The organism is Streptomyces lydicus (genome assembly GCF_000717345.1).
Classification (GTDB): domain Bacteria; phylum Actinomycetota; class Actinomycetes; order Streptomycetales; family Streptomycetaceae; genus Streptomyces; species Streptomyces lydicus.
The window spans coordinates 22,098-42,563 of sequence record NZ_JNZA01000045.1; the positions used below are offsets into that span (position 1 = coordinate 22,098).

The window sequence follows — 20,466 nt, forward strand, 5'->3', positions numbered from 1 at the left end:
CCGCGCGTGGTGCGGCCGGTGAGGTTCGGGAGGGGGAGGGGGCGCTCAGGGGCGAAGGGTGAACTCCGCCCGGAACCCGAAGAATCCACTGGGCGCGTCCTGGACCTGGCTGAAGCGGACCTCGCCGCGGGCGCCGCGGTACTTGCCGGATCCGCCGGTGACCACGCCCTCGAAGGCGTAGTCGGCGGCGGCCCCGGAACGGGCCTTCTTCGGCGCGGCGCCGGTGACGGTGTCGAAGGGCAGCAGCTGGCTCACGCTGAGCTGGCCGCCGGGCAGCTTCCACATGCTGGTGCACTGGGCCGCCCACATGTGGCCCTCGAAGTGGGCCTTGACGATGGCGCACTGGCCGCCGGTCTCACCGATCTTCTTCCGGGCGGTGTCGGTGATGTCGGCGTAACTGGTGAACGGGGTGCCCACCTTCGCGTCCGCCGGTATCGCGATGTCGGTGATCTGCTCCTGCACCACCAGGGACGGTCGGGGGGCGGCGGGCCCGCCGGGGTCGGCCACCGCCACGCCGACGGTCGCGGCAACGGCCAGGGCCGCGGCTCCGAGGCCGAGGACAACTCGTTTCATGATTCCTCCGGGTCGTGGTGCGCGGCGTACCGGGGCACGCCGCACGGTGCTGGGGACGATCACCGCAGCGGGAACGGGCGGGGCGGTCGGGAAGCTCGGGGCGGTCCGGGCCGTCAGGACAGGAGGCGTACGAGGGAGGGCACGGTGTCCGCCGGGGCGGGCATCGCCTCGATCTCCGTACGCACCTCCTCGGCGGCGGCGCGGTAGGCCGCGTCCTCCAGCAGCGCCGAGAGGTGACCGGTGGTGAAGGCGTCCAGCTCGACGCCGATGCCGACCCCGCGGCCGGCCACCGCCTTGGTGTTGAGGAGCTGTTCGTTGCCGTGCGGCACGATCAGCTGCGGTACGCCGCGGGCCAGGGCGGTGAAGGTCGTACCGTCGCCGCCGTGGTGCACCACGGCTGCACAGGTCGGCAGGAGTTCGTGCAGCGGGATCCAGCCGGTGGGGCGGACGTTGGCGGGGAGGTCGCCCAGCGCCGACAGGTCGCTGTCGCCGACCGCCAGCACGATCTCCGCGCCGGAACGGGCCGCTTCGTGCACCACCCGCTTGAGGTGGCCCACCCCTTCCACGCCGGGGACCACCGTGCCCAGCGTGAGGCACACCCGGGGGCGTCCGGCAGGCCGGGTCACCCAGTCCGGGAGGATCCCGCCGCCGTTGTGCGGCAGATAGCGCATCGGCCGGGCCGTGGGCTCGGGCGGGACGACGCTGGGCGGCGCCATGCCGAGGGCGACGGCGGGGGGTTCGACGGCGGGTACGCCGTGGTGCGCGGCCAGCCACCGGGTGAACTGCGGGTGGAAGAAGCGGTCCACGCCCTGCAGATGAATCTCCAGCTGCACCCGGGGAATTCCGAGCCGGGTGGCCACCAGGGGGGCTCCGATATGGGACGGCTCATGGATGATGACGTCCGGACGCCAGCGCCGGGCGATTTCCAGATCGCCGTCCAGGGTGAGTGCGGCAAAACCCGCGAAAGTTTCGGCGATACGTGCCGCGTCCCGCGCGTCGATAATCTTCGCGGGGTCGAACATCCCCGAAAGATGGGCTATGCGGTCGCTTTCCTCTTGGGTTTCTCCGGGCGCCTGGTGCTGAGTTCCGGGGCGGTTCACAAGGACCGCTTCCACGTCCGACTCCGGGGCCGTATCGGCCATGGAGAGCCCCGATTCGGCGACCACTCGGGTCCGTTCACCGGTTCCGGTGTACAGAACCTCGTGCCCGGCCGACCGTAATGCCCAGGCCAACGGAATGGACGGAGAGATATGGCTGAAGCCGGACAGGAACATGAACAGCGCCCGCATTACGCCCCCGAATAAAGGTTGTCTCTCGTGCCGGTGCCGCAAAGCGGCCGCGCACAATGCTGCCCCGATGTGTCGCCGACACTAGCAGCGATGTCAATACCCGGAATCTAGGGGTTAGTCAGGGGGGCTAGGGGTTACGTCCATTGGGCGCCCGGCATACCGTGAGTCCGGTGAATGCACGTAGGTACGCTATCGCTGCGAGAGGCCGATGACGACAGCCGATCCCAAAGATCGCACCTTTTCCGCGACGCAGTGGCGCGTCCTGTTGCACGACGACTTCACGGGCCCGGCCGGCTCCCCGCCCGACGCCGGACGCTGGCTGACGCGCACCGGCCGCCCCTTCGGCGCCGGGGTCGAGACGCATGCCGACGACAGCGGTCATGCGGCGCTCGACGGCGCCGGCCGGCTGGCGATGACCGCCACCCGCGACGCCTCGGGCGGCTTCACGGCTGCCTGGCTCGAAAGCCGCCGGGAGGACCTGCTGCCGCCCAGCGGCGGAGCCCTGCGCATCCAGGCGCGGGTCCGCACCGCCCCGGGGCCCGGCCTGGACTGCGCCCTGTGGGCCTGGGGCAACCCGATGCGGCACCCGGAGCCCGGTGAGGCCGAACTGGACCGCTGGTTCCGGGCGGGCGAGATGGACGTGTTCGAGGTGCTCGGCTCCCAACCCGACCGGGTCCACGGCTCGTTGCACTCCCCGGCCTGCGACCAGCTGCCCTCCTGCGGCATCGGCGGACACGGCGCGACCGTGGACGGCGCACCGCTGAGCGACGGCTTCCACACCTACTCCATGGTCTGGACCCGCGACCCGGACACCGTCACCTGGCACATCGACGCCCGCCCCTACCTCAAGCTGACCCCCGAGGACACCACCCCGGAGGGCTGGCTCTTCAACCAGCCGGCCCACCTGTGCCTGGCCATCATCATCGGCAGCCCGGGCGGCCCGGTGCCGCCGGGCACGCCGGACCCCGCCGCCTTCCCCGCCGCCATGCTCGTCGACGAGATCACCGTCGCGGTGCGCGGCCCCAAGGGCGGCACCGACGCGGCCGGGGAGGCTCCGCGATGAGCGAGCGGACACCGGTCGCGGACGCCTTCGGCGACGCCGACTTCATGCAGGACCCGCACGCGGTCTACCGGCGGCTGCGCGAGCAGGGCCCGGTGCACCGCACCACGCTCCCCAAGGGCGTACCGCTCTTCGGCGGGCTGCCGGTGTGGGTGGTCAGCACGTACTCCGCGGTGCGGGCCGCGCTGACCGACCCCCGGCTGAGCACCGACCTCAAACACACCAGCGCGCTGTTCGCCCGGCACGGCACCGACACCGCCGGCGGCGCGTTCGGCGCGGTGCTCGCCCGGCACATGCTCCACTCCGACCAGCCGGACCACACCCGGCTGCGCAAACTGGTCAACAAGGCGTTCACCCCGGGCGCCGTGGACCGGCTGCGGCCGCGCATCGAGGACATCACCAGCGGCCTGCTGGACGCCATGAAGGGGCGCGAACAGGTCGACCTGCTGGAGGAGTTCGCCTTCCCGCTGCCGGTCACCGTCATCTGCGAACTGCTCGGCGTCCCCGAGGCCGACCGGGCCGACTTCACGCGCTGGTCCCAGCGCCTGGTCTCCGGCCCCTCCGCCGAGGAGGTCGCCGCCGCCCAGGCGTCGATGGTCGGCTACCTGACCGAGCTGACCGCGGCCAAGCGCGCCGAGCCGCAGGACGACATCCTCAGCGCCCTGGTCCAGGCCCGCGACGAGGGCGACCGCCTCGCCGACAGCGAACTGGTCCCGATGGCGTTCCTGCTGCTGGTCGGCGGACACGAGACGACCACCAACCTGATCGGCAACGGCACCCTCCATCTGCTGCGCGACCGCACCAAGCTGCGTGCCCTGCTCGACGATCCGGCCCTGCTGCCCAACGCGGTCGAGGAGTTCCTGCGGTTCGAAGGGCCCATCAAGCACGCCACGTTCCGGTACACCACCGACGAGGTCGAGGTGGACGGCGTCCGCATCCCCGCCGGGGAACTGGTCCTCGTTTCACTGGTGTCCGCCAATCGCGACGGCGAGCGCTTCACCGACCCGGACCGGCTCGACCTGACCCGCGCGCCCGGCGGCAACCTGGCCTTCGGCCACGGCATCCACTACTGCGTCGGCGCGCCCCTCGCCCGCCTCGAAGCGCAGATCGCCTTCCGCCAACTCCTTGAACGCTACCCGGACATGGAGCTGGCGGCCGAGCCGGCCGAGCTGTACTGGCGGGCCAGCACCCTGATGCGGGGCCTGCACTCGCTGCCCGTCCGCCTCGGGGGCGGCGGATGACCACCACCGCCGTCCCGCCGCGGGCGCCCGCCTTCCAGGAGTGGTTCGAGGCCCGCAAGGCCGCCCACGAGCACCGGGTACGGCCCCTCGCGCTGGACCGGCTCGACGGCTGGCGGTTCCACGAGGACACCGGGAACCTCGTCCACCGCAGCGGCCGGTTCTTCACGGTCGAGGGGCTCCGGACGTACGTCGGCGAAGAGGGCCGGGCCCGCTGGAGCCAGCCGGTCATCGTGCAGCCGGAGACCGGCATCCTCGGCATCCTCGTCAAGCGGTTCGGGACGGTGCCGTACTGCCTGATGCAGGCGAAGATGGAGCCGGGCAACATCAACACGCTGCAGCTCTCGCCGACCGTCCAGGCCACCCGCAGCAACTACACCCGCGTCCACCAGGGCAACCGCGTCCCCTACCTGGAGCACTTCACCGCGCCCCGCCGCGGCCGGGTCCTGCTGGACGTCCTGCAGTCCGAACAGGGCGCGTGGTTCCTCGGCAAGCGCAACCGCAACATGATCGTCGAGGTGGAACCGGACGAGGACGTGCCCGTCCTGGACGACTTCCGGTGGGTCGAACTGGCCGAACTCCGCTCCCTGCTGCACACCGACAACCTCGTCAACATGGACTCCCGCACCGTCCTGTCCGGCATGCCGCCGACCCCACCGGCCGCCGGAACGGCCGGGACCGACGGCTTCTTCCGGCCCGCGCCCGACGGCCGCGCACGGCACGACACCGCGTATCTGCGCAGCTGGTTCACCGAGGCCCGGACCGCGAACCCCCTGGTGCAGCGCCGGGTTCCGCTGGCGGACCTGGCCGACTGGGAGTACCGCGACGGGCGCCTCGCGCACCGGCAGGGCGGCCCGTTCACCGTCATCGGTGTCGACGTCGAGGCCGGCGGCCGTGAGGTGCCGCACTGGACCCAGCCCATGGTGGCCCCCACGGGCCGTGGACTGGCCGCCTTCCTCGTCCGGCGGCTCGACGGCGTGCCGCATGTGCTGGTCAAGGCCCACACCGAGCCCGGCACCTTCGACGCGGTGGAGATGGGCCCGACCGTGCAGTGCTTCCCCGGCCGGGACGACCGGGACGACCCCGCCGAACGGCCCCCGTACCTGGACCGGATCCGCACCGCCCCGCCGTCCGCCGTGCGCTTCGACGCCGTGCATTCCGAGGAGGGCGGACGCTTCCACCACGCCGAGACCCGCTATGTGATCGCCGAGGCCGGCCCGGACGCGGAGCGCGACGTGCCGGACACCCACGTGTGGATGACGGTGGAACAACTCACCGGGTTCGTCCGCTGCGGCGGCCACGTCAATGTCGAAGCCCGCAGCCTGCTGGCGTGCCTGCACACCCTGGGATGAGCACCGTGGCCGATCCGCAGCACCGTGAACCCCCGCTCCGCTTCGGCGTCCTGGGCTGTGCCGACATCGCCCGGCGCCGGGTGCTGCCGGCCCTGCTCCGGACCCCCGGCGCCCGGCTCACCGCCGTCGCCAGCCGCGATTCCGCCCGTGCCCGGCAGGTCGCCGACACCTTCGGCTGCGCCCCGGTGGCCGGGTACCAGGCCCTGCTGGCACGCGACGACATCGACGCCGTGTACCTGCCCCTGCCCCCGGCCCTGCACCCGGAGTGGATCCGGCGCGCCCTCACGGCCGGCAAGCACGTCCTCGCCGAGAAGCCGCTCACCACGAGCAGCGCCGAGACCGCCGAACTGACCGCGCTGGCCGCCGCCTCGGGACGGGTGCTGGCCGAGAACGTGATGTTCGTGCACCACCCGCGGCACGAACGGGTACGCCGGCTCGTCGCCGACGGCGCCGTCGGGGTGCCGCAGACGTTCACCGCCGCCTTCACCGTCCCCCGGCGGCCGCCGGGCGACATCCGGCTCTCCGCGGAGCTGGGCGGCGGCGCGCTGCTGGACATCGGCGGCTATCCGCTGCGCGCCGCCCAGTACTTCCTCGGCCCGGACCTGCGGGTCGCCGGCGCGGCCCTGCGCACCGACGGGGCGGCCGAAGTCGACTGCGGGGGCAGCGCGTTGCTGGTCGCCGGCGACGGCACGGTGGCCGCGCTTACGTTCGGCCTCGACCACGCCTATGTGAGTCGCTACGAGATTCTCGGCAGCACCGGCCGGATCACCGTCGACCGCGCCTTCACCCCGCCCGCCGACCACGTCGGAGAGATCCGGCTGGACCGCGCCGACGGCACCGAAACCCTCCCCACCCCCGCCGCCGACCAGTGCGTCAACACCCTCGCCGCCTTCGTCCGCGCCGTACGCACCGGTGAAACGGCCGCCGGGCACGGGACGATGCGGCGCCAGGCGGAGCTGATCGAGGAGATCCGCCGCGCCGCCGGGATGACGGACCGGGAGCCGGGCCGGTGACCGGCCGCGAGCAGCGGGACGCCCCCGGCACGGCCCGCCGCGTCCTGGTCCTGGGCGGCAGCGGCTTCCTCGGCCGGCACCTCACCGCCGCCTTCCACCGCGCGGGCTGGCAGGTCACCGCCGTCTCCCGCTCGGGGGAGGCCGGGCAGCCGGCCGGCGGCCCGGAGCCGGCGGCGCGCATGCTGGCGCTGGACGTGCCGGGTGCGGACCCCGGCACGCTGACCGAGGTCCTGACCCGGACCGCCCCGCACGTCGTCGTCAACGCCGCGGGCGCGGTGTGGGCCGCGTCCGAGGAGGAGATGGCCCGCGGCAACGTCCTCCTCGTCGACCGCCTGCTGACCGTCCTGCCGCGGCTGCCCCGGCCGCCGCGGCTGCTCCAGCTCGGCACCGTCCACGAGTACGGACCGCCCCTGGGCGACGGCCCGGTCACCGAGGCGGCGGCGCTGCGCCCGGTCTCCGGCTACGGACGGACCAAGGCACGGGCGAGCGAGGCCGTGCTCGGCGCGGCGCGGGACGGCGCGCTGGAGGCGACGGTGCTGCGCATCTCCAACGCCGTGGGCGCCGGACTGCCCCCGGCCAGCCTGCTGGGCGGGGTCGCCGCGGCGCTGGCCGCGGCACCGGGCGACGGCGCCCCGGCCGTCCTGCGGCTCGGCCCGCTGACCGCCCGCCGCGACTTCGTCGACGCCACCGACGTGGCCGAGGCCGTGGTCGCGGCCGCCGCCGCGCCGGCCGCCGTACCCGTCGTGAACATCGGCCGGGGCACCTCGGTCGCCGCCGGGGACCTGGTCCGGCGGCTGCTGGCGGTCAGCGGCCGGCCCGCCGAGCTCGTCGAACGGCAGCAGCCGGCGGCCGTCCCGGCGGCACCGGGCGGCACCGCTTACGCACAGCGGCTCGACATCACCCTCGCCCGCCGGGCACTGGGCTGGCGACCGAGCAGAGAACTGGACGACTCCCTGCGGTGTCTGTGGCTCGCGGCCGGCGACCCGCCGTACGCGTCCGGCCGGGGCGCGAGGAAATGAGGAAGAGGCGATGACCGACAGCAAGGCGCGGATCCTGGAGCAGGTGCGCGGCTACCACCAGGAGAACGAACGCCGGGGATTCACACCGGGGGTCACCCCCATCTGGCCGTCGGGCGCCGTACTCGACGAGGACGACCGGGTCGCGCTGGTCGAGGCGGCGCTGGACATGCGGATCGCGGCCGGGGTCAGCTCGCGCCGGTTCGAGCGGGAGCTGGCCAAGGCGCTCGGCCTGCGCAAGGCGCACCTGACCAACTCCGGTTCCTCGGCGAACCTGCTGGCCCTGTCGGCGCTGACCTCACCGCAGCTGGAGGACCGCCGGCTGCGGCCCGGTGACGAGGTGATCACCGTGGCGGCCGGCTTCCCGACCACCGTCAACCCCATCCTCCAGAACGGCATGGTCCCGGTCTTCGTCGACGTCGAGCTGGGGACGTACAACACCACCCCGGAGCGGATCGCCGAGGCGATCGGGCCCCGCACCCGCGCGATCATGGTTGCGCATGCGCTGGGCAACCCGTTCGCCGCGGCCGAGGTGGCCGAACTCGCCGAGGCGCACGACCTGTTCCTCGTCGAGGACAACTGCGACGCCCTGGGCTCGACCTACCGCGGGCAGCTCACCGGGACCTTCGGGGACCTGGCGACCGTCAGCTTCTACCCCGCGCACCACATCACCACCGGCGAGGGCGGCAGCGTCCTCACGTCGAACCTCGTGCTCGCCCGGATCGTCGAGCAACTGCGGGACTGGGGCCGGGACTGCTGGTGCGAACCGGGCGAGGACAACACCTGCTTCAAGCGGTTCGACTACCAGATGGGCACGCTGCCGCACGGCTACGACCACAAGTACATCTTCTCCCACGTCGGGTACAACCTGAAGTCCACCGACCTCCAGGCCGCCCTGGGGCTGAGCCAGCTCGCCAAGCTCCCCGCGTTCGGCGAGGCCCGCCGCCGCAACTGGCAGCGCCTGCGGGACGGGTTGGAGGGCGTGCCCGGACTGCTGCTGCCGCGGGCCACCGAGGGCAGCGACCCCAGCTGGTTCGGCTTCGCCCTCACCGTGCTGCCCGACGCCTCGTTCAAGGTCAAGGAGCTCACCGACTTCCTGGAGTCCCGCAAGATCGGCACCCGCCGCTTCTTCAGCGGCAACCTCACCCGCCACCCCGCCTACCTCGACCGGCCGCACCGGGTCGTGGGGGACCTGGCCAACTCCGACACGGTGACCGGGAGCACCTTCTGGATCGGCGTCTTCCCGGGCCTGACCGAGGAGATGACGGACTACGTCAGCGCCTCGATCCGGGAGTTCGTATGCGGTACCGCGAACTGAGCATCGAGGGCGGCCTGCTGCTGTCCCCCGACAAGATCACCGACTCCCGCGGCTGCTTCTACGAGGCGTACCGGCCCGGTGAACTCGCCGACCACGCGGGCCACCCCTTCACCGTCGCCCAGACCAACTTCTCCGTCTCGGCACACGGGGTGCTGCGCGGCATCCACGGCACGCTCACCCCGCCCGGCCAGGCCAAAATCGTCACCTGCCACCGGGGCGCCGTACTGGACGTGATCGTCGACCTCCGCCAGGGGTCGCCCACCTTCGGCCGGCACCAGAGCCAGGTGCTGCGTGCCGAGTCCGGCGCGGCCGTGTACCTCGCCGAGGGCCTGGGACACGCCTTCCTCGCCCTCACCGACGACACCTGCGTGGGGTACCTGTGCTCCACCCCGTTCGTACCGGGCACCCAGATCGACCTCGACCCCTTCGACCCGGACCTCGCCATCGACTGGGGACCGGCGAAGGACCTGCACGTCTCGGAGAAGGACCGGCGGGCGCCCGGGCTCGCCGAGGCGGCGCGGTCCGGGCTGCTGCCCCGCTACGGCGACTGCCTGGCGCTCTACGAGCGGCTCCGCCGGGCCGCGGACCCTTCCGCGCCGCCGGACCCGGGCGCCCGGACCGCGGCGGCCCCCTCGTGACGCACCGCCTTTCCCCGCCCGCACACCCCCGCCCTCCGCGCGCCCCGCGCGCGCAGGTGGGCGACGCAACCGAACCCGGAGGGTCGTAACAGCCGTGTCCGAGCAGCGCGTACCGACGCACCAGCCCCCCAGCGCCCCCGAACCGGCGCGCGGGGACCACGAGGGCCAGACCCTCAACTCCTTCTACGGTGCCTTCCCCTACCCCTGGTCGCCGCACCAGCTGACCACGCTGGACGACCCGGCCTTCTACACCCGCTTCCTGTGCCAGGACGTGGGCGACGACACGGGCGGCCGGGTCCCCGTCGACGCCGACATCTGGGTCGCCGGCTGCGGCACGAACCAGGCGCTGATCACCGCCCTGCGCTTCCCGGGCGCCCGCGTCCTGGGCACCGACGCCTCCGAGAACTCCCTCGCGCTGTGCGAGGCCAACGCCCGCAGCCTCGGCGTCAGCAACCTGACGCTCCGTCACGAGGGGCTGACGAAGGCCGCGTACCGCGAGCAGTTCGACTACGTCCTGTGCACCGGCGTCATCCACCACAACCCGGACCCGTCGGTCTGTCTGCGGTCGCTGGCCGCCGCCCTGCGGCCGGACGCCGTGCTGGAGCTGATGGTCTACAACACCTACCACCGCCAGGAGATGATCGCCTTCCAGAAGGCGCTCACCCTGATCGGCATCGACCAGGTGGGGGAGCTGCCCGAGCGGCTCGCGCTGGCCCGCGGGCTGGGGGAGTCCGTACCGGCCGACGGGCTGCTCGGCCGCAAGATGGAGATGTTCGAGTACACCGACGAGGCGGCCTGGGCCGACAGTTGGATGAGTCCCCTCGAACACAGCTACTCCGTCGAGGAGCTGGCGGCGATGGCGGACGGCTGCGGCCTCGCCCTGGAGACGCCCACCGTCAACGCCTTCGACCAGGTCAGCGACAGCAACCAGTGGGACGTCCCGGTGCCGGACGGCGAGCTGCGCGCCCGCTATGACGCGCTGCCGGACCCGACGCGCTGGCAGCTGGTCAACCTGCTGCTGATGGACCGCTCGCCGATGCTGTGGTTCTACCTGGGCCGGGCCGGCCGGCCGCGCCGCACCGAGGCCGAGCGCGACCGCGCGTTCCTGGACACCGTGCACCGCCACAGCGCCGCCCGCCAGCGCCGCTGGACCCGGCAGCCGGACGGCGGCTACCAGGAGGCGGCGGCCACCACGGCCTTCCCCGCGGCCAAGCCGCCCGCCGCGGTCCGCCCCCTGTACGACGCCGTCGACGGCGAGCGCACGATCCGGCAGCTGCTCGCGGACCTGGGTGCCACCCCCACCCCGGCCGAAGTGCGCAGCGCGCGGCTGCAATTGACGAGCAGTCAATTCCCGTTCCTGGTCGCCGCCCGGTGACGCCCGGCGAGGAATCCCGCGGCACGCCGACGAACTCCCACAGATGAGGCCCTCGTGAATACATCCCTGAACGCGTCGGACGCACCCCGTGCGGCGGCCCCCGCCGCCCCGGACGGCTGGAAGGTGCTCCACGACGGCGGCCCCGGCGAACTGGTGCTGGCCGTCGACTACGCCTCCACCGGCCGGCGCGAGTCCAGCTTCTTCGACATCGTCCCCAACCTGCCCGCGGACCGGACCGTCTGGGAGACCACCCAGCCCGCGCTCGGGCAGGAGACCGAGATGGGCGGCGCCGCGTACGTGGCCCGCTGGATGCGCGCGGTCACGGAGTCCGGCCGGTACGTCCGGGCCGTCATGGGCTACTGCGTGGGCAGCGTCTTCGCGGCCGCGCTGGCCGAGGAGATCGGCCGGATCCAGGCCGAGCCGCCCGCGGTGCTGATGTTCGACCCCTCCGTGCCGGTCTCGGTCAACCTCCGGCATGACTTCTGCAACGTCATCGACCACTACGCGACCATCCTCACCGAGGACGAGGTCGTCCACTGCAAGGCCGAGGCGCACCGGCTGTTCGCCGAGGACGACGACTTCGACCGGCTGGGGGCGCGGTACTCCCGGATGTTCGAGGAGGTCGTGGAGACCGCCTTCGTCCGCAGCGAACTGGACGTCGAGCTGGGCCGCGAACTGTCGGACACCTTCGTCTCCTTCGTCCGCTACCTGGTCGCCGCCCGGCAGGTGGACCCCAGCCGCGTCTGGGCGCGGGGCACCGCCGTCAGCTCACGGGACTCGACCCCGGCCGCCGACCTCGCCGGCCGCGAGATCCAGTTCGACATCGACCACCTCGACATCCTCCGCGACCCCGGCGTCGGCCGGGCGGTGACCGAGCTGCTGACCGCTCCCCGCTGACCCACCCCGCACCTCAACCGCACGTCACACACAGCAAGGAAGGACCAACCGCGATGTCACTCTCGACGGGGGCCACAGCGCGCACCGCCTCCCCCAAGGAACGGTCGCTGTGGATGCTCGACCGGCTCGTACCCGACGCGGGCGCCAACAACGTCCCGGCGGCCCTGCGGATCGGCGGCCGGCTGGACCGCCCGGCCCTGCGGACGGCCCTGACCGCGGTGGTACGCCGCCACGACGCCCTGCGCACCGTCTTCCACGCCGCCGACGACACCCTCACCGCCTCGGTGCTCGCCCCCGGCGGGACGGACCTGGACGTCCAGGAGATCACGCCCTCGGCGGACGGGCCGCAGGCCGCCCTGACGGCCTTCGCCGCCACGCCGTTCGCCCTCGACGGCCGCCCGCTGATCCGCGTGGGCCTCCTCGCCGACGGCGACGACGACGTGCTCTGCTTCGTCGTGCACCACCTGGTCTTCGACACCGTCTCCGCGGGCGTCTTCACCCGCTCCCTGGCCCGGGCGTACGCACGGGTGCTGCGCGGCGAGCAGCCGTACCCGGCCGACGAGGGCGCCGGCCCGGTCCCGGTGCTGGACGAACCCGCCCCTCGGCCGCAGAGCACCGACTTCTGGCGCGACCACCTGGCCGGCTTCGACCCCGGCGCGCTGGAGACGGACTGCGGCACCGGCCACAACCCCGCCCGGCCCACGCTGGCCGGCGGCAGGCTGGACCACACCCTCACGCCCGGGGCGACCGCGGCGGTGCGCAAGCTGGCCAAGGAACTGCGCGCCCCCGAGGCCGTGGTGCTGCTCGCCGCCTACTACCTGCTGCTGGCCGCGCACGGCGCCGGCCCCGACCTCGTCGTCGGCACGCCCGTCAACGTCCGCGGCGACGGCGCGGCGGACGCCATCGGCTACCACGTCAACACCCTGCCGCTGCGGACGGCGGTGGACCCCGGCGAGTCGTTCCGCGCGCTCGTCACCCGCACCCGGAACGTCTTCTTCGGCGCCCTGTCCCATGCGGACGCCCCCGTCGACGCCCTGCTCGCGGAGGTCGCCCGGCCCGGCGCGTCCTGGCGCGGCTCGCTCTTCCGCCATGTGTTCAACTACGTCCCCGCCCCGGGCGACGCCGGCCTGGCCTTCGGCGACACCCCGGCCCGCACGGAGCCCGCCGAGTCCGGGTACTGCAAGTTCGACCTGGAACTGAACGTTCTCGCGACGCCGGAGACCCTCTCCCTGCGCGTGGTCCACGGCACCGAGGCGCTCGCCGAGGCGGACGCCCGGGCGCTGGTACGGCGCTATGACGCCCTGCTGTCCGGCCTGGGTGAGGCGGCGGACCGGACCGTGGCGGAGATCGAGGTGGGCACCGACGCCGACCGCACCGCGCTGCGGACCGGGTACGAGGAGGCGGTCCGCGCCGGGGGGACGGCCGGGTTCGTGGCCTCCGCCGGCGGCCGGGAGGCGCTGCCCGGCGTGCGCGGCGAGCTGTGCCTCGTGGCCACGTCCCGCCCCGCGGCCGACGACGGGCACGACGGCGCACACCCGCAGCACGGGCCCTACCGCCGCACCGGCGAACTGGCCCGCCGCGGCTACGACGGCACGCTGGAGATCCTCGGCCGGGCGGACCGCCGGGTCACCGTCCACGGCGTCCCGGTTCAACTCGACCGCCTGGAGGCCCTGTTGGCCTCGGAGGACGGCGTGCGGGCGGCGGCCGTGGTGCTGCGGAAGGGCGACGACACCGACCCCGGCGGACTGGTCGCCTTCCTCGCCGCCCCCGACGACCCGCAGCTCCTGGACCGGCTGCGCAAGCGCATCGGCGCCGAACTGCCGGCCGCCGCCGAACCGGGCTCCTTCGTGGTCCTGGACGCGCTGCCCACGGCCGCCGACGGGCGGCCGGACCTCGCGGAGCTGGAGCGCCGGGCCGCCGCCGGAGGGACCACCGGCGCCGATGACGCCGACGGGCAGCTGCTGGCGGACCTGGTCGAGCTGTGGAACGACGTCCTGGAACGGGACGACGTCGGCCCGCAGGCCAACTTCTTCGAGCTGGGCGGCCATTCCCTGCTCGCCGCGAAGGTGGCACAGCGCAGCGGCAAGCTGGCCGGCGTACGGGTCAGGCTCGCCGACGTCTTCGCCAACCCGACCCCGCTCACCCTGGCCGAGCATCTGCGCGCCGCCCGCGCCTGAACGGCAACGGGGCGGCGTACCCCGCGGGTACGCCGCCCCGTCCGGTGGGCCGAGGTGTCAGCCCACCGGCCGTTCGGCCCCCACCCGCCGGCTGTCCACCACCAGGTCCAGGTCCGAGGGGATCTCCGTGCGGTGCCGCACATTGAGCTTGCGGTACACCCGCGTCAGATGCTGCTCCACCGTGCTGACCGTGATGTGCAGCTTGCGGCTGATCTCGCGGTTGGTGTAGCCGAGCGTGGCGAGGGTGGCCACCCTCCGCTCGGCGCTGCTCAGCGAGGCGATGTCGGCGGGGCCGGCCTGGACACGCAGCGGCCGGTCAACCTCCTCGGCACCGCCGGTCGGTTTGAGCCGGCGCAGCAGCGGCTCGGCCTGGCAGTGCCGGGCGGCGTTCCACGCCTGCCGGGACACCATCCGCGCCCGCCCCGCGGCACCGAGCGCACGGTGCGCGTCACCGAGATCGGCCAGCGCCCGGGCCAGTTCGTACGGATTGTGCGCCGACTGGAGCTCCTCCACCGCCTCCGTCAACAGCGCCGGGCGCCGCTGGAGTTCGACGGTCGCGGCGAGCAGGCGGAGCGTGGTGCCCCGGAGGCGCGGGCCGTTCGCGCGGGGGCGGGCCAGCTGCGCGTCGAGGAGTTCGCGGGCCCGCGCCCGGTCCCCGAGCTGGATCAGGACCTCCGCCGCCGCGGAGCGCCACGGTACGAGCGTGGGGACGTCCACCCCCCAGTCCGTCATCAGCTCGCCGCAGGCCAGGAAGTCGCCCAGGGCCGCCTGCAGACGGTTGTTGGCGAAGTGGTGCTGTCCGCGGGCGTGCAGGTGGTACAGGCCGTACAGCGAGTCGAAGGCGGTCTCCGGCAGGGGGCCCGACAGCTGGTCCGCCGCTTCCGTGTCCTTGCCCATCGCGGTGCAGGCGAGCGCCATGGCGCTGGAGGCCAGGAAGCCGAACGGTCCCCAGATCCGCCGCGGGATCAGCCGCAGCGCGGCGCGGGCGTGCTCCTCGGCCGCCGACAGCTCTCCCTGCCGCAGCGCGATCTGCGCCTGCAGCGCGGCGAACACCGCCTGCCAGGTGGGGGCCCGGCGGGCGACCGCCTGTGCCTGGAGACTCCGGCACCAGACCGCCGCCTTGTCCAGCCGGTCGGCGTGGAACAGCGCCAGGATCGCGAAGGCCAGCATCTCGAAGGTGTGGTCGCTGAGCGCGGAGTTCTGCAGGATGTGCTCGGCGTCCGCCACCACGTCCTTGCCGTCCTCGTCCCGGAGCGCGGTGGACAGCAGCGTCGCCGCCAGGAGCTCCGGATTGAGGGCGATGGTGGCCGGGGTGCTGCCGTCGGGCGCCGACTCCGACGGGCACGCCGGTAACTCCTTCACCAGGGACGGGAAGGTGCAGCCCAGCCACACCCGGGAGAGGTGCCGCTCGGCCGCGAGCTGCCGGTCCTCCCCGGCACCGGACGGACCCGGCGCCCGCAGCGCCTCGACGGCCTGCCGCTCCTCGACCGACCACAGCAGATGGCGCCGGATCACGGCCAGCACACCGGCGGAGCGCTGGTGCGGGTCCCGCGCCGGGGCCAGCAGGGACCGCAGGTGGCGGGTGGCGGCGGGGAGGTTCACCCGCAGTTCGGCACGGGCCAGGTCCGCGATGACGGCGACGTGCTGTCGGTTGTCCAGGGCCGCCCGGTGGGCAAGTTCCAGGCACCGGATGGCGGTTGCCGCGTCGTCGCCGGCCAGCGCCTGCTCGGCCGCCTCGCGCAGGACGGGGACCGCCTCGGGGTCGGGCGCCCCGCCGGCGCCGATCAGCTGCCGGGCGATGTCCAGCGCCGGGCCCCCGGTGTCATGCAGCAGCCGTGCGCACCGCCGGTGCAGCCGGGTCCGTTCCTCGGCCGGCATGCCGTCGAGGATCGCGGACCGCATCGCGGGGTGCCTGAAGCGCCCGGCGACCAGCAGCCCGGCCGCCTCCAGGATGCGTACGGCACGCTCGGCGCACAGCGTGTCGATGTCCAGTGCGCGGCACAGCACGTCGAAGGACCAGGCGTCGTCCAGCACGGCCAGGGCCCTGGCGACCCGGCCCGTCTTGGCGTCCCCGCGCCGCAGGCAGGTCAGCACCGCCTGGCGGAACATCTCGTCGACCACCGGCTCGGCGGGCACCGCGGCCCGGCCCGTACGGCCCGCCCGGGCGGACCCGGTGGCATCGGCCAGGACGGTCGCCAGCAGCGGATTGCCGCCGGAGACCGCGAGCACCGCCGGAGCCAGCCGCCGCGCGGCGGCGTCGTCGAAGCGACGGCCGAGCAGTGCGGCGACATCGGACTCGGTCAGCGGCCGCAGCCCCAGGTGTCCGACGTGCGGTTCCCGGGACATGTCGGTGTACGGCGTCAGGTCGGGCTCGGCCTCCAGCTGCTTGCTCAGCACGACCATGATGCGGGCCGAGCGAAGCCGCCGGGTCAGGTGGGACAGACAGCGCATGGACGCCGTGTCCGCCTGGTGGACGTCGTCCACCGTGATGACGAGGGGGGTTTCCGCCGCGAGCGTCAGCAGTACTTCGCACAGTCCCTGGTGGATGCGCGCGGACCTGCCCTCCGCGGCGTCCGGGCCGTCCGCCGCCGGCACGGCGCCTTCTCTCAGGAGTTGTTCGGCCCGCCTGGTCGCCGGCTCGTCCAGCGGCGCGCTCCGCAGCAGCTGGCTCATCACGCCCAGCGGGAGGGCCTGCTCCGAGGAGCAGGCCGTGGCACTGAGCCATCGGGCACCGGACTGCAGGGCGTGCTCGGCCGCAGCGTGCAGCATCCCGGTTTTTCCCAGAGCGGCGGAGCCGGTGACGATGATGACGCCGCCTCTGCCGCATTGGACGTCCGCGAACATCCTTCGCAGGACCGTCGTTTCCTCTTTCCGACCGACTAACGTCATCGTGCTTCCCCCGACATAGTGCTTCCTGGTCAGGAGAACCTCGAGATGGCGCGATGATCCACGCGCACCTGGTCGACGAGCATTCCCCCGAACAGCTCGGAATGATCCAGACGATATCGAGCGCATGTCCGCCGGCGGGCGACTTGTGACATAGGTAACACGGGCGTATAGGGGCATTACGCACGCCCCCGCGCGCCGCTGCCGCACTTCGCCCGTCAGGTTTGGTAATGCCCCTCAGGGCCGGTAGCGCAGCGGATGGTCCGCCGGGACCTGGGTCAGCACGATCCGGTGGCCGTCCGGATCGGCGATCCACATCTCGATCAGGCCCCACGGCTCCTGGACGGGCGGCCGCAGCACCTCGACCCCGTGTGCCAGCAGCTCCTGGTGCGCCGCCGCCGCGTCCGCCACCTGGAGCCACAGCTTGAGGGTGTCGGTGGCGGGCTGCGCGGCGCGGCCGGAGACCTCCAGGAAGCCGCCGCCGAGGAAGTACACCGTGCCGCGCTCGGGCCCGGTGCCGAACTCCCGGTAGATCTCCAGCCCCAGCGCCTCGCCGTAGAACGCCCGCGAGCGCTCGGGATCGGACGGCCGCAACAGCACTCGGCTGCTCAGTACGTGCACCATGCCGGCGACCCTACGCCGCCGCCCCCGCCCGGCCCGGGGAAAGACCCGGCCGTACGGCCCTGACATCGCCCGCGGCTCTGCCTACCGCGGGGACACCGGCCGGGCGGCATGGACGACGGAGGCGGATCTCCACTGGTCGCCTGGTACGAGCGCTGCGGCTACCGGCGCACCGGGCAGTGCACCCGTTCCCGTACGGCGACGAGCGGTTCGGCGTCCCGCAGGTCGCCGACCTGGAGTTCGAACTCCTGGTCAAGCCGCTGGGCTGGCGGAGGCGGCGCCCCGGCTCTCCTTGTCCGGGACCGGCCCGGACTGCTCTCCGCCCTTACTTCGTCTCACCGGGCGCGAAGTTTTCCCCCACCGGGCGCGCCGTTACGCGGTGAAGCGCACCGCCCGCCGGATCTCCGGGAGGTCGGTCACCACACCGTCCAGCCCCAGGCCGCGCGCCAGTCGCAGCTGGTCGTGGGTGTTGACCGTCCAGGCGACGACCTTCAGATGGGCGGCGTGCGCCCGCTCGACCAGTTCCAGGGTGAGCCGCCGGATGTTCAGCGAGAGCATCGTCGCGCCCACGGCCTGGGCGCGGTCCACCACATCGGCGCCGTAGCGACTGGCCACCAGCGCGGTGCGCACCCCCGGCAGCAGGGTGCGGATCGCCGCCAGCGCCTCGTCGTGGAAGGAGATCACCTCGACCCGGCCGACCAGATCGCGCGCCCGCATCACCTCGGCCAGCGCCTGCGCGGCCGCCACGTCCTTGATCTCGGCCTGGAGCGGCGCCTTGACCGCCTCCACCACCTGCTCGAAGACGGGGATCCGCTCGCCCTTCCCGGCGTCCAGTTCCCGCAGCTCGGCCAGGGTGCGCTCGGCGATCGGGCCGGTGCCGTCGGTGGTCCGGTCCACGTCCGCGTCGTGCATGACCACGAGCGCGCCGTCCTTGCTCAGGTGCAGATCCAGTTCGATGACGTCCAGACCCTCGTGCTCGGCGCGTACGAAGGAGCGCAGGGTGTTCTCGGGCTCGACGCCCATCATCCCGCGGTGTCCGATGGTCAGAAAGGACAAGGCTGCCTCGCTTCTGTCGGCTCGGTACTGCTGTCGGCTCTTCGTCAGTGTCGACCGTCGACCGTCGACAACGGCGGAACGAAATGGCGCTCAGCCTAACGGGCCCACGAGGCGATGAACCGGTTGCGGAGTCGACCGCGGTGTGTCCAGTACGGGTACCCGCCATATCGGGGGCCCAGACACTCACCCGTGCGTGGGCGCGCCCGCGCCGCGCTGACACCAAGGGGGCGGAAGGGGCATTCCGGGCAGCATGGAGTAGTCGTGTGGCATATGCCATACGGCCGTCGCGGGAGCGCCGTACGTCCTGTGCCGACAGCGTCGGCCGCCGGAGGAAGCGCGGAATCCCTTGGCATTGCTGGCAGGAAGTGAGGTCCGAGTCGCTACCAACAGGAAAAAGTTGCGTGACTGCCGGGGGTCCACAGAATAATTTTCGGCAACCCCACTTGAGTCGGCGAACCCCGGCTGGTTACCGTGTGCTGACAGCACGATCTACCGCCGGAGGGCAGTCATGACGGAAATTCTTTCGCCTGTGGGTGTCCAGGGAGGCACTCCCACCGCAGAGCGTGTGGTCGCGCACCCTGCATGGCCCGCGCTCAAGGACGCCGTCGAGGCCATCCGGCCGTGGCAGTCCAAGGACGGCTCGATCGACCTGGCCGCGGAGGGCGCGCCGTCCGCCGGCGCCGTCCGCGCCGAGGTCGAGCGCGTGATAGCGGCCGTCGAGGAGCTCGCGCCGCTGCTGCCGCACAACGACGCCTACCACCGCGCGCTCGTCGCCGACCTGCGCCGCTGGGCCGACGAGGGCTTCAGCGTGCCGGACTTCCTGGACTCGCTGCTCGCCTTCCAGCCCGCCCGGCAGCGCGCCGACGGCCTCCCGCACCTCGTGCTGTTCCCGATGTACACGCAGAACGGCAACCTGGACCGCAACTTCGAGGCCGTCGTGCTGCGCATGGTCTGGCCGGACTGGCTCGCCGACCTGGAGCGCACCCGCTACGACAACCCCCTCTTCTGCGGTATCGCCTTCGAGGACTTCACGGCCGGCTACGACACCAACTCCGCCGTGCTCTTCCCGGAGACCATCGCGGTGCGCGAGGCCCCCGAGCGCTTCACCTGGGGCGGCATCTTCTGCGACCGCGAGGCCGCCCGCTTCCGCCGGGTCAGCGAGGCCGCCGTCGAGACGCTCGGCATCGAACTCCCCGAGGACATCCGGGAGATGCTGACCGACCAGGAGCGCTGCCAGGAGGCGTTCGTCCTGTGGGACATGGTCCACGACCGCACCCACAGCCACGGCGACCTGCCCTTCGACCCGTTCATGATCAAGCAGCGCCAGCCGTTCTGGATGTACGGCCTGGAGGAGCTGCGCTGCGACCTCACCGCCTTCAAGGAGGCCGTGAAGCTGGAGGCCGAGGGATACTCCCAGGCCCGTGACGTGCAGTTCGCGGTGATCTTCGACCGGATGTTCCGCTTCCCCGTCACCGGCGACCGGGTCCGCAACTACGACGGCCTCGGCGGCCAGCTGCTCTTCGCCTACCTGCACAAGCACGACGTCGTACGCTGGACGGACAACACACTGCACATCGACTGGGAGCGGGCGCCCAAGGTCACCAACCAGCTGTGCGGTGAGATCGAAAAGCTCTACCGCGACGGCATCGACCGGCCCAAGCTGGTCCACTGGTTCGCCGCGTACGACCTCGTCTCGACCTACCTCGCGCCGCACCCGGGTTCGGTCTGGGCCAAGGGTCCCGACGCCCTCGACCTGGACCTGCCGCCGCGCAAGCTCGTGGACGACGTGCTCCCCGACGAGTTCCCGCTGAGCATGTTCTACGAGGCGCTCGCCAAGAAGCTGCGCGGTGTGATCGCCTCCACCAAGGGCATCACTGCTCACAGCGACGAACTGGCGGCGGCGTGAACAACGACCGGAACACCCGGCCACAGGCCGTCCAGGAGCAGGACGAGGAGG

General features: G+C 72.9%; 16 protein-coding genes and 1 pseudogene. 12 read left to right on the top strand and 5 right to left on the bottom strand.

Annotated features, from left to right (window positions below; genetic code table 11):
* Positions 1-45 precede the first annotated feature (45 nt).
* Both OO62_RS39230 and OO62_RS32100 read right to left on the bottom strand, forming a co-directional pair.
* Entirely contained in the window at positions 46-573 is a 528-nt protein-coding gene (locus OO62_RS39230) for an allene oxide cyclase barrel-like domain-containing protein (protein WP_033271188.1), read from the bottom strand.
* A gap of 113 nt (positions 574-686) precedes the next feature.
* Positions 687-1,862 carry a nucleotide disphospho-sugar-binding domain-containing protein gene (locus OO62_RS32100; RefSeq protein WP_078617471.1) on the bottom strand — a complete coding sequence of 392 codons (1,176 nt, stop codon included), beginning with the start codon at positions 1,860-1,862 and terminating at the stop codon, positions 687-689.
* Positions 1,863-2,070: 208 nt separating this feature from the next.
* On the opposite strand from OO62_RS32100, the gene OO62_RS32105 reads away from it, so the two are divergent.
* From OO62_RS32105 to OO62_RS32150, 10 genes are all read left to right on the top strand, one after another.
* Positions 2,071-2,925, top strand: coding sequence for a glycoside hydrolase family 16 protein (locus OO62_RS32105; RefSeq protein WP_078617472.1), 855 nt, complete (start codon positions 2,071-2,073; stop codon positions 2,923-2,925).
* Entirely contained in the window at positions 2,922-4,163 is a 1,242-nt protein-coding gene (locus OO62_RS32110; RefSeq protein WP_051733796.1) for a cytochrome P450 family protein, read from the top strand. Before OO62_RS32105 ends, OO62_RS32110 begins: the two co-directional genes overlap by 4 nt.
* A complete protein-coding gene (locus OO62_RS32115) occupies positions 4,160-5,512 on the top strand; it encodes an NDP-hexose 2,3-dehydratase family protein (protein ID WP_033271190.1) in 1,353 nt (450 codons plus the stop codon). The genes OO62_RS32110 and OO62_RS32115 overlap by 4 nt, the downstream gene beginning before the upstream one ends.
* Positions 5,491-6,525: a Gfo/Idh/MocA family protein gene (locus OO62_RS32120; protein ID WP_228332400.1), complete on the top strand. Its 1,035-nt coding sequence runs from the start codon at positions 5,491-5,493 to the stop codon at positions 6,523-6,525. The genes OO62_RS32115 and OO62_RS32120 overlap by 22 nt, the downstream gene beginning before the upstream one ends.
* Positions 6,522-7,544 carry an NAD-dependent epimerase/dehydratase family protein gene (locus tag OO62_RS32125; protein ID WP_051733798.1) on the top strand — a complete coding sequence of 341 codons (1,023 nt, stop codon included), beginning with the start codon at positions 6,522-6,524 and terminating at the stop codon, positions 7,542-7,544. The genes OO62_RS32120 and OO62_RS32125 overlap by 4 nt, the downstream gene beginning before the upstream one ends.
* 10 nt (positions 7,545-7,554) lie before the next feature.
* Positions 7,555-8,859 carry a lipopolysaccharide biosynthesis protein RfbH gene (rfbH, locus tag OO62_RS32130; protein WP_033271192.1) on the top strand — a complete coding sequence of 435 codons (1,305 nt, stop codon included), beginning with the start codon at positions 7,555-7,557 and terminating at the stop codon, positions 8,857-8,859.
* Complete coding sequence (locus OO62_RS32135; protein WP_033271193.1) at positions 8,841-9,497, top strand: dTDP-4-dehydrorhamnose 3,5-epimerase family protein; 657 nt, start codon at positions 8,841-8,843, stop codon at positions 9,495-9,497. Before rfbH ends, OO62_RS32135 begins: the two co-directional genes overlap by 19 nt.
* 94 nt (positions 9,498-9,591) lie before the next feature.
* Positions 9,592-10,872 (top strand): class I SAM-dependent methyltransferase, encoded by a 1,281-nt coding sequence (locus tag OO62_RS32140; protein ID WP_033271194.1) that lies wholly within the window; start codon positions 9,592-9,594, stop codon positions 10,870-10,872.
* A 54-nt stretch (positions 10,873-10,926) separates the two neighbouring features.
* On the top strand, positions 10,927-11,769 hold the full coding sequence (locus OO62_RS32145) for a hypothetical protein (RefSeq protein ID WP_033271195.1): 843 nt from the start codon (positions 10,927-10,929) through the stop codon (positions 11,767-11,769).
* Between the two features lie 53 nt (positions 11,770-11,822).
* Positions 11,823-13,946 (top strand): condensation domain-containing protein, encoded by a 2,124-nt coding sequence (locus OO62_RS32150; RefSeq protein WP_033271196.1) that lies wholly within the window; start codon positions 11,823-11,825, stop codon positions 13,944-13,946.
* 57 nt (positions 13,947-14,003) lie between these two features.
* Here the strand turns inward: OO62_RS32150 and OO62_RS32155 are convergent, their stop codons facing one another.
* Positions 14,004-17,012 carry an AAA family ATPase gene (locus tag OO62_RS32155; RefSeq protein ID WP_078617473.1) on the bottom strand — a complete coding sequence of 1,003 codons (3,009 nt, stop codon included), beginning with the start codon at positions 17,010-17,012 and terminating at the stop codon, positions 14,004-14,006.
* 57 nt (positions 17,013-17,069) lie between these two features.
* Entirely contained in the window at positions 17,070-17,456 is a 387-nt protein-coding gene (locus OO62_RS32160; protein WP_033271197.1) for a VOC family protein, read from the bottom strand.
* A 132-nt stretch (positions 17,457-17,588) separates the two neighbouring features.
* Between OO62_RS32160 and OO62_RS41055 the strand changes: the two are divergent.
* A pseudogene (locus OO62_RS41055) lies at positions 17,589-17,719 on the top strand (GNAT family N-acetyltransferase); the annotation flags it as partial.
* Between the two features lie 106 nt (positions 17,720-17,825).
* Here OO62_RS41055 and OO62_RS32165 read toward each other — a convergent pair.
* Positions 17,826-18,509 carry a glycerophosphodiester phosphodiesterase gene (locus tag OO62_RS32165; protein WP_033271198.1) on the bottom strand — a complete coding sequence of 228 codons (684 nt, stop codon included), beginning with the start codon at positions 18,507-18,509 and terminating at the stop codon, positions 17,826-17,828.
* Positions 18,510-19,017: 508 nt separating this feature from the next.
* Between OO62_RS32165 and OO62_RS32170 the strand changes: the two genes are divergently transcribed.
* Positions 19,018-20,415 (top strand): DUF6421 family protein, encoded by a 1,398-nt coding sequence (locus OO62_RS32170; RefSeq protein WP_033271199.1) that lies wholly within the window; start codon positions 19,018-19,020, stop codon positions 20,413-20,415.
* The last annotated feature ends 51 nt before the right edge of the window (positions 20,416-20,466 follow it).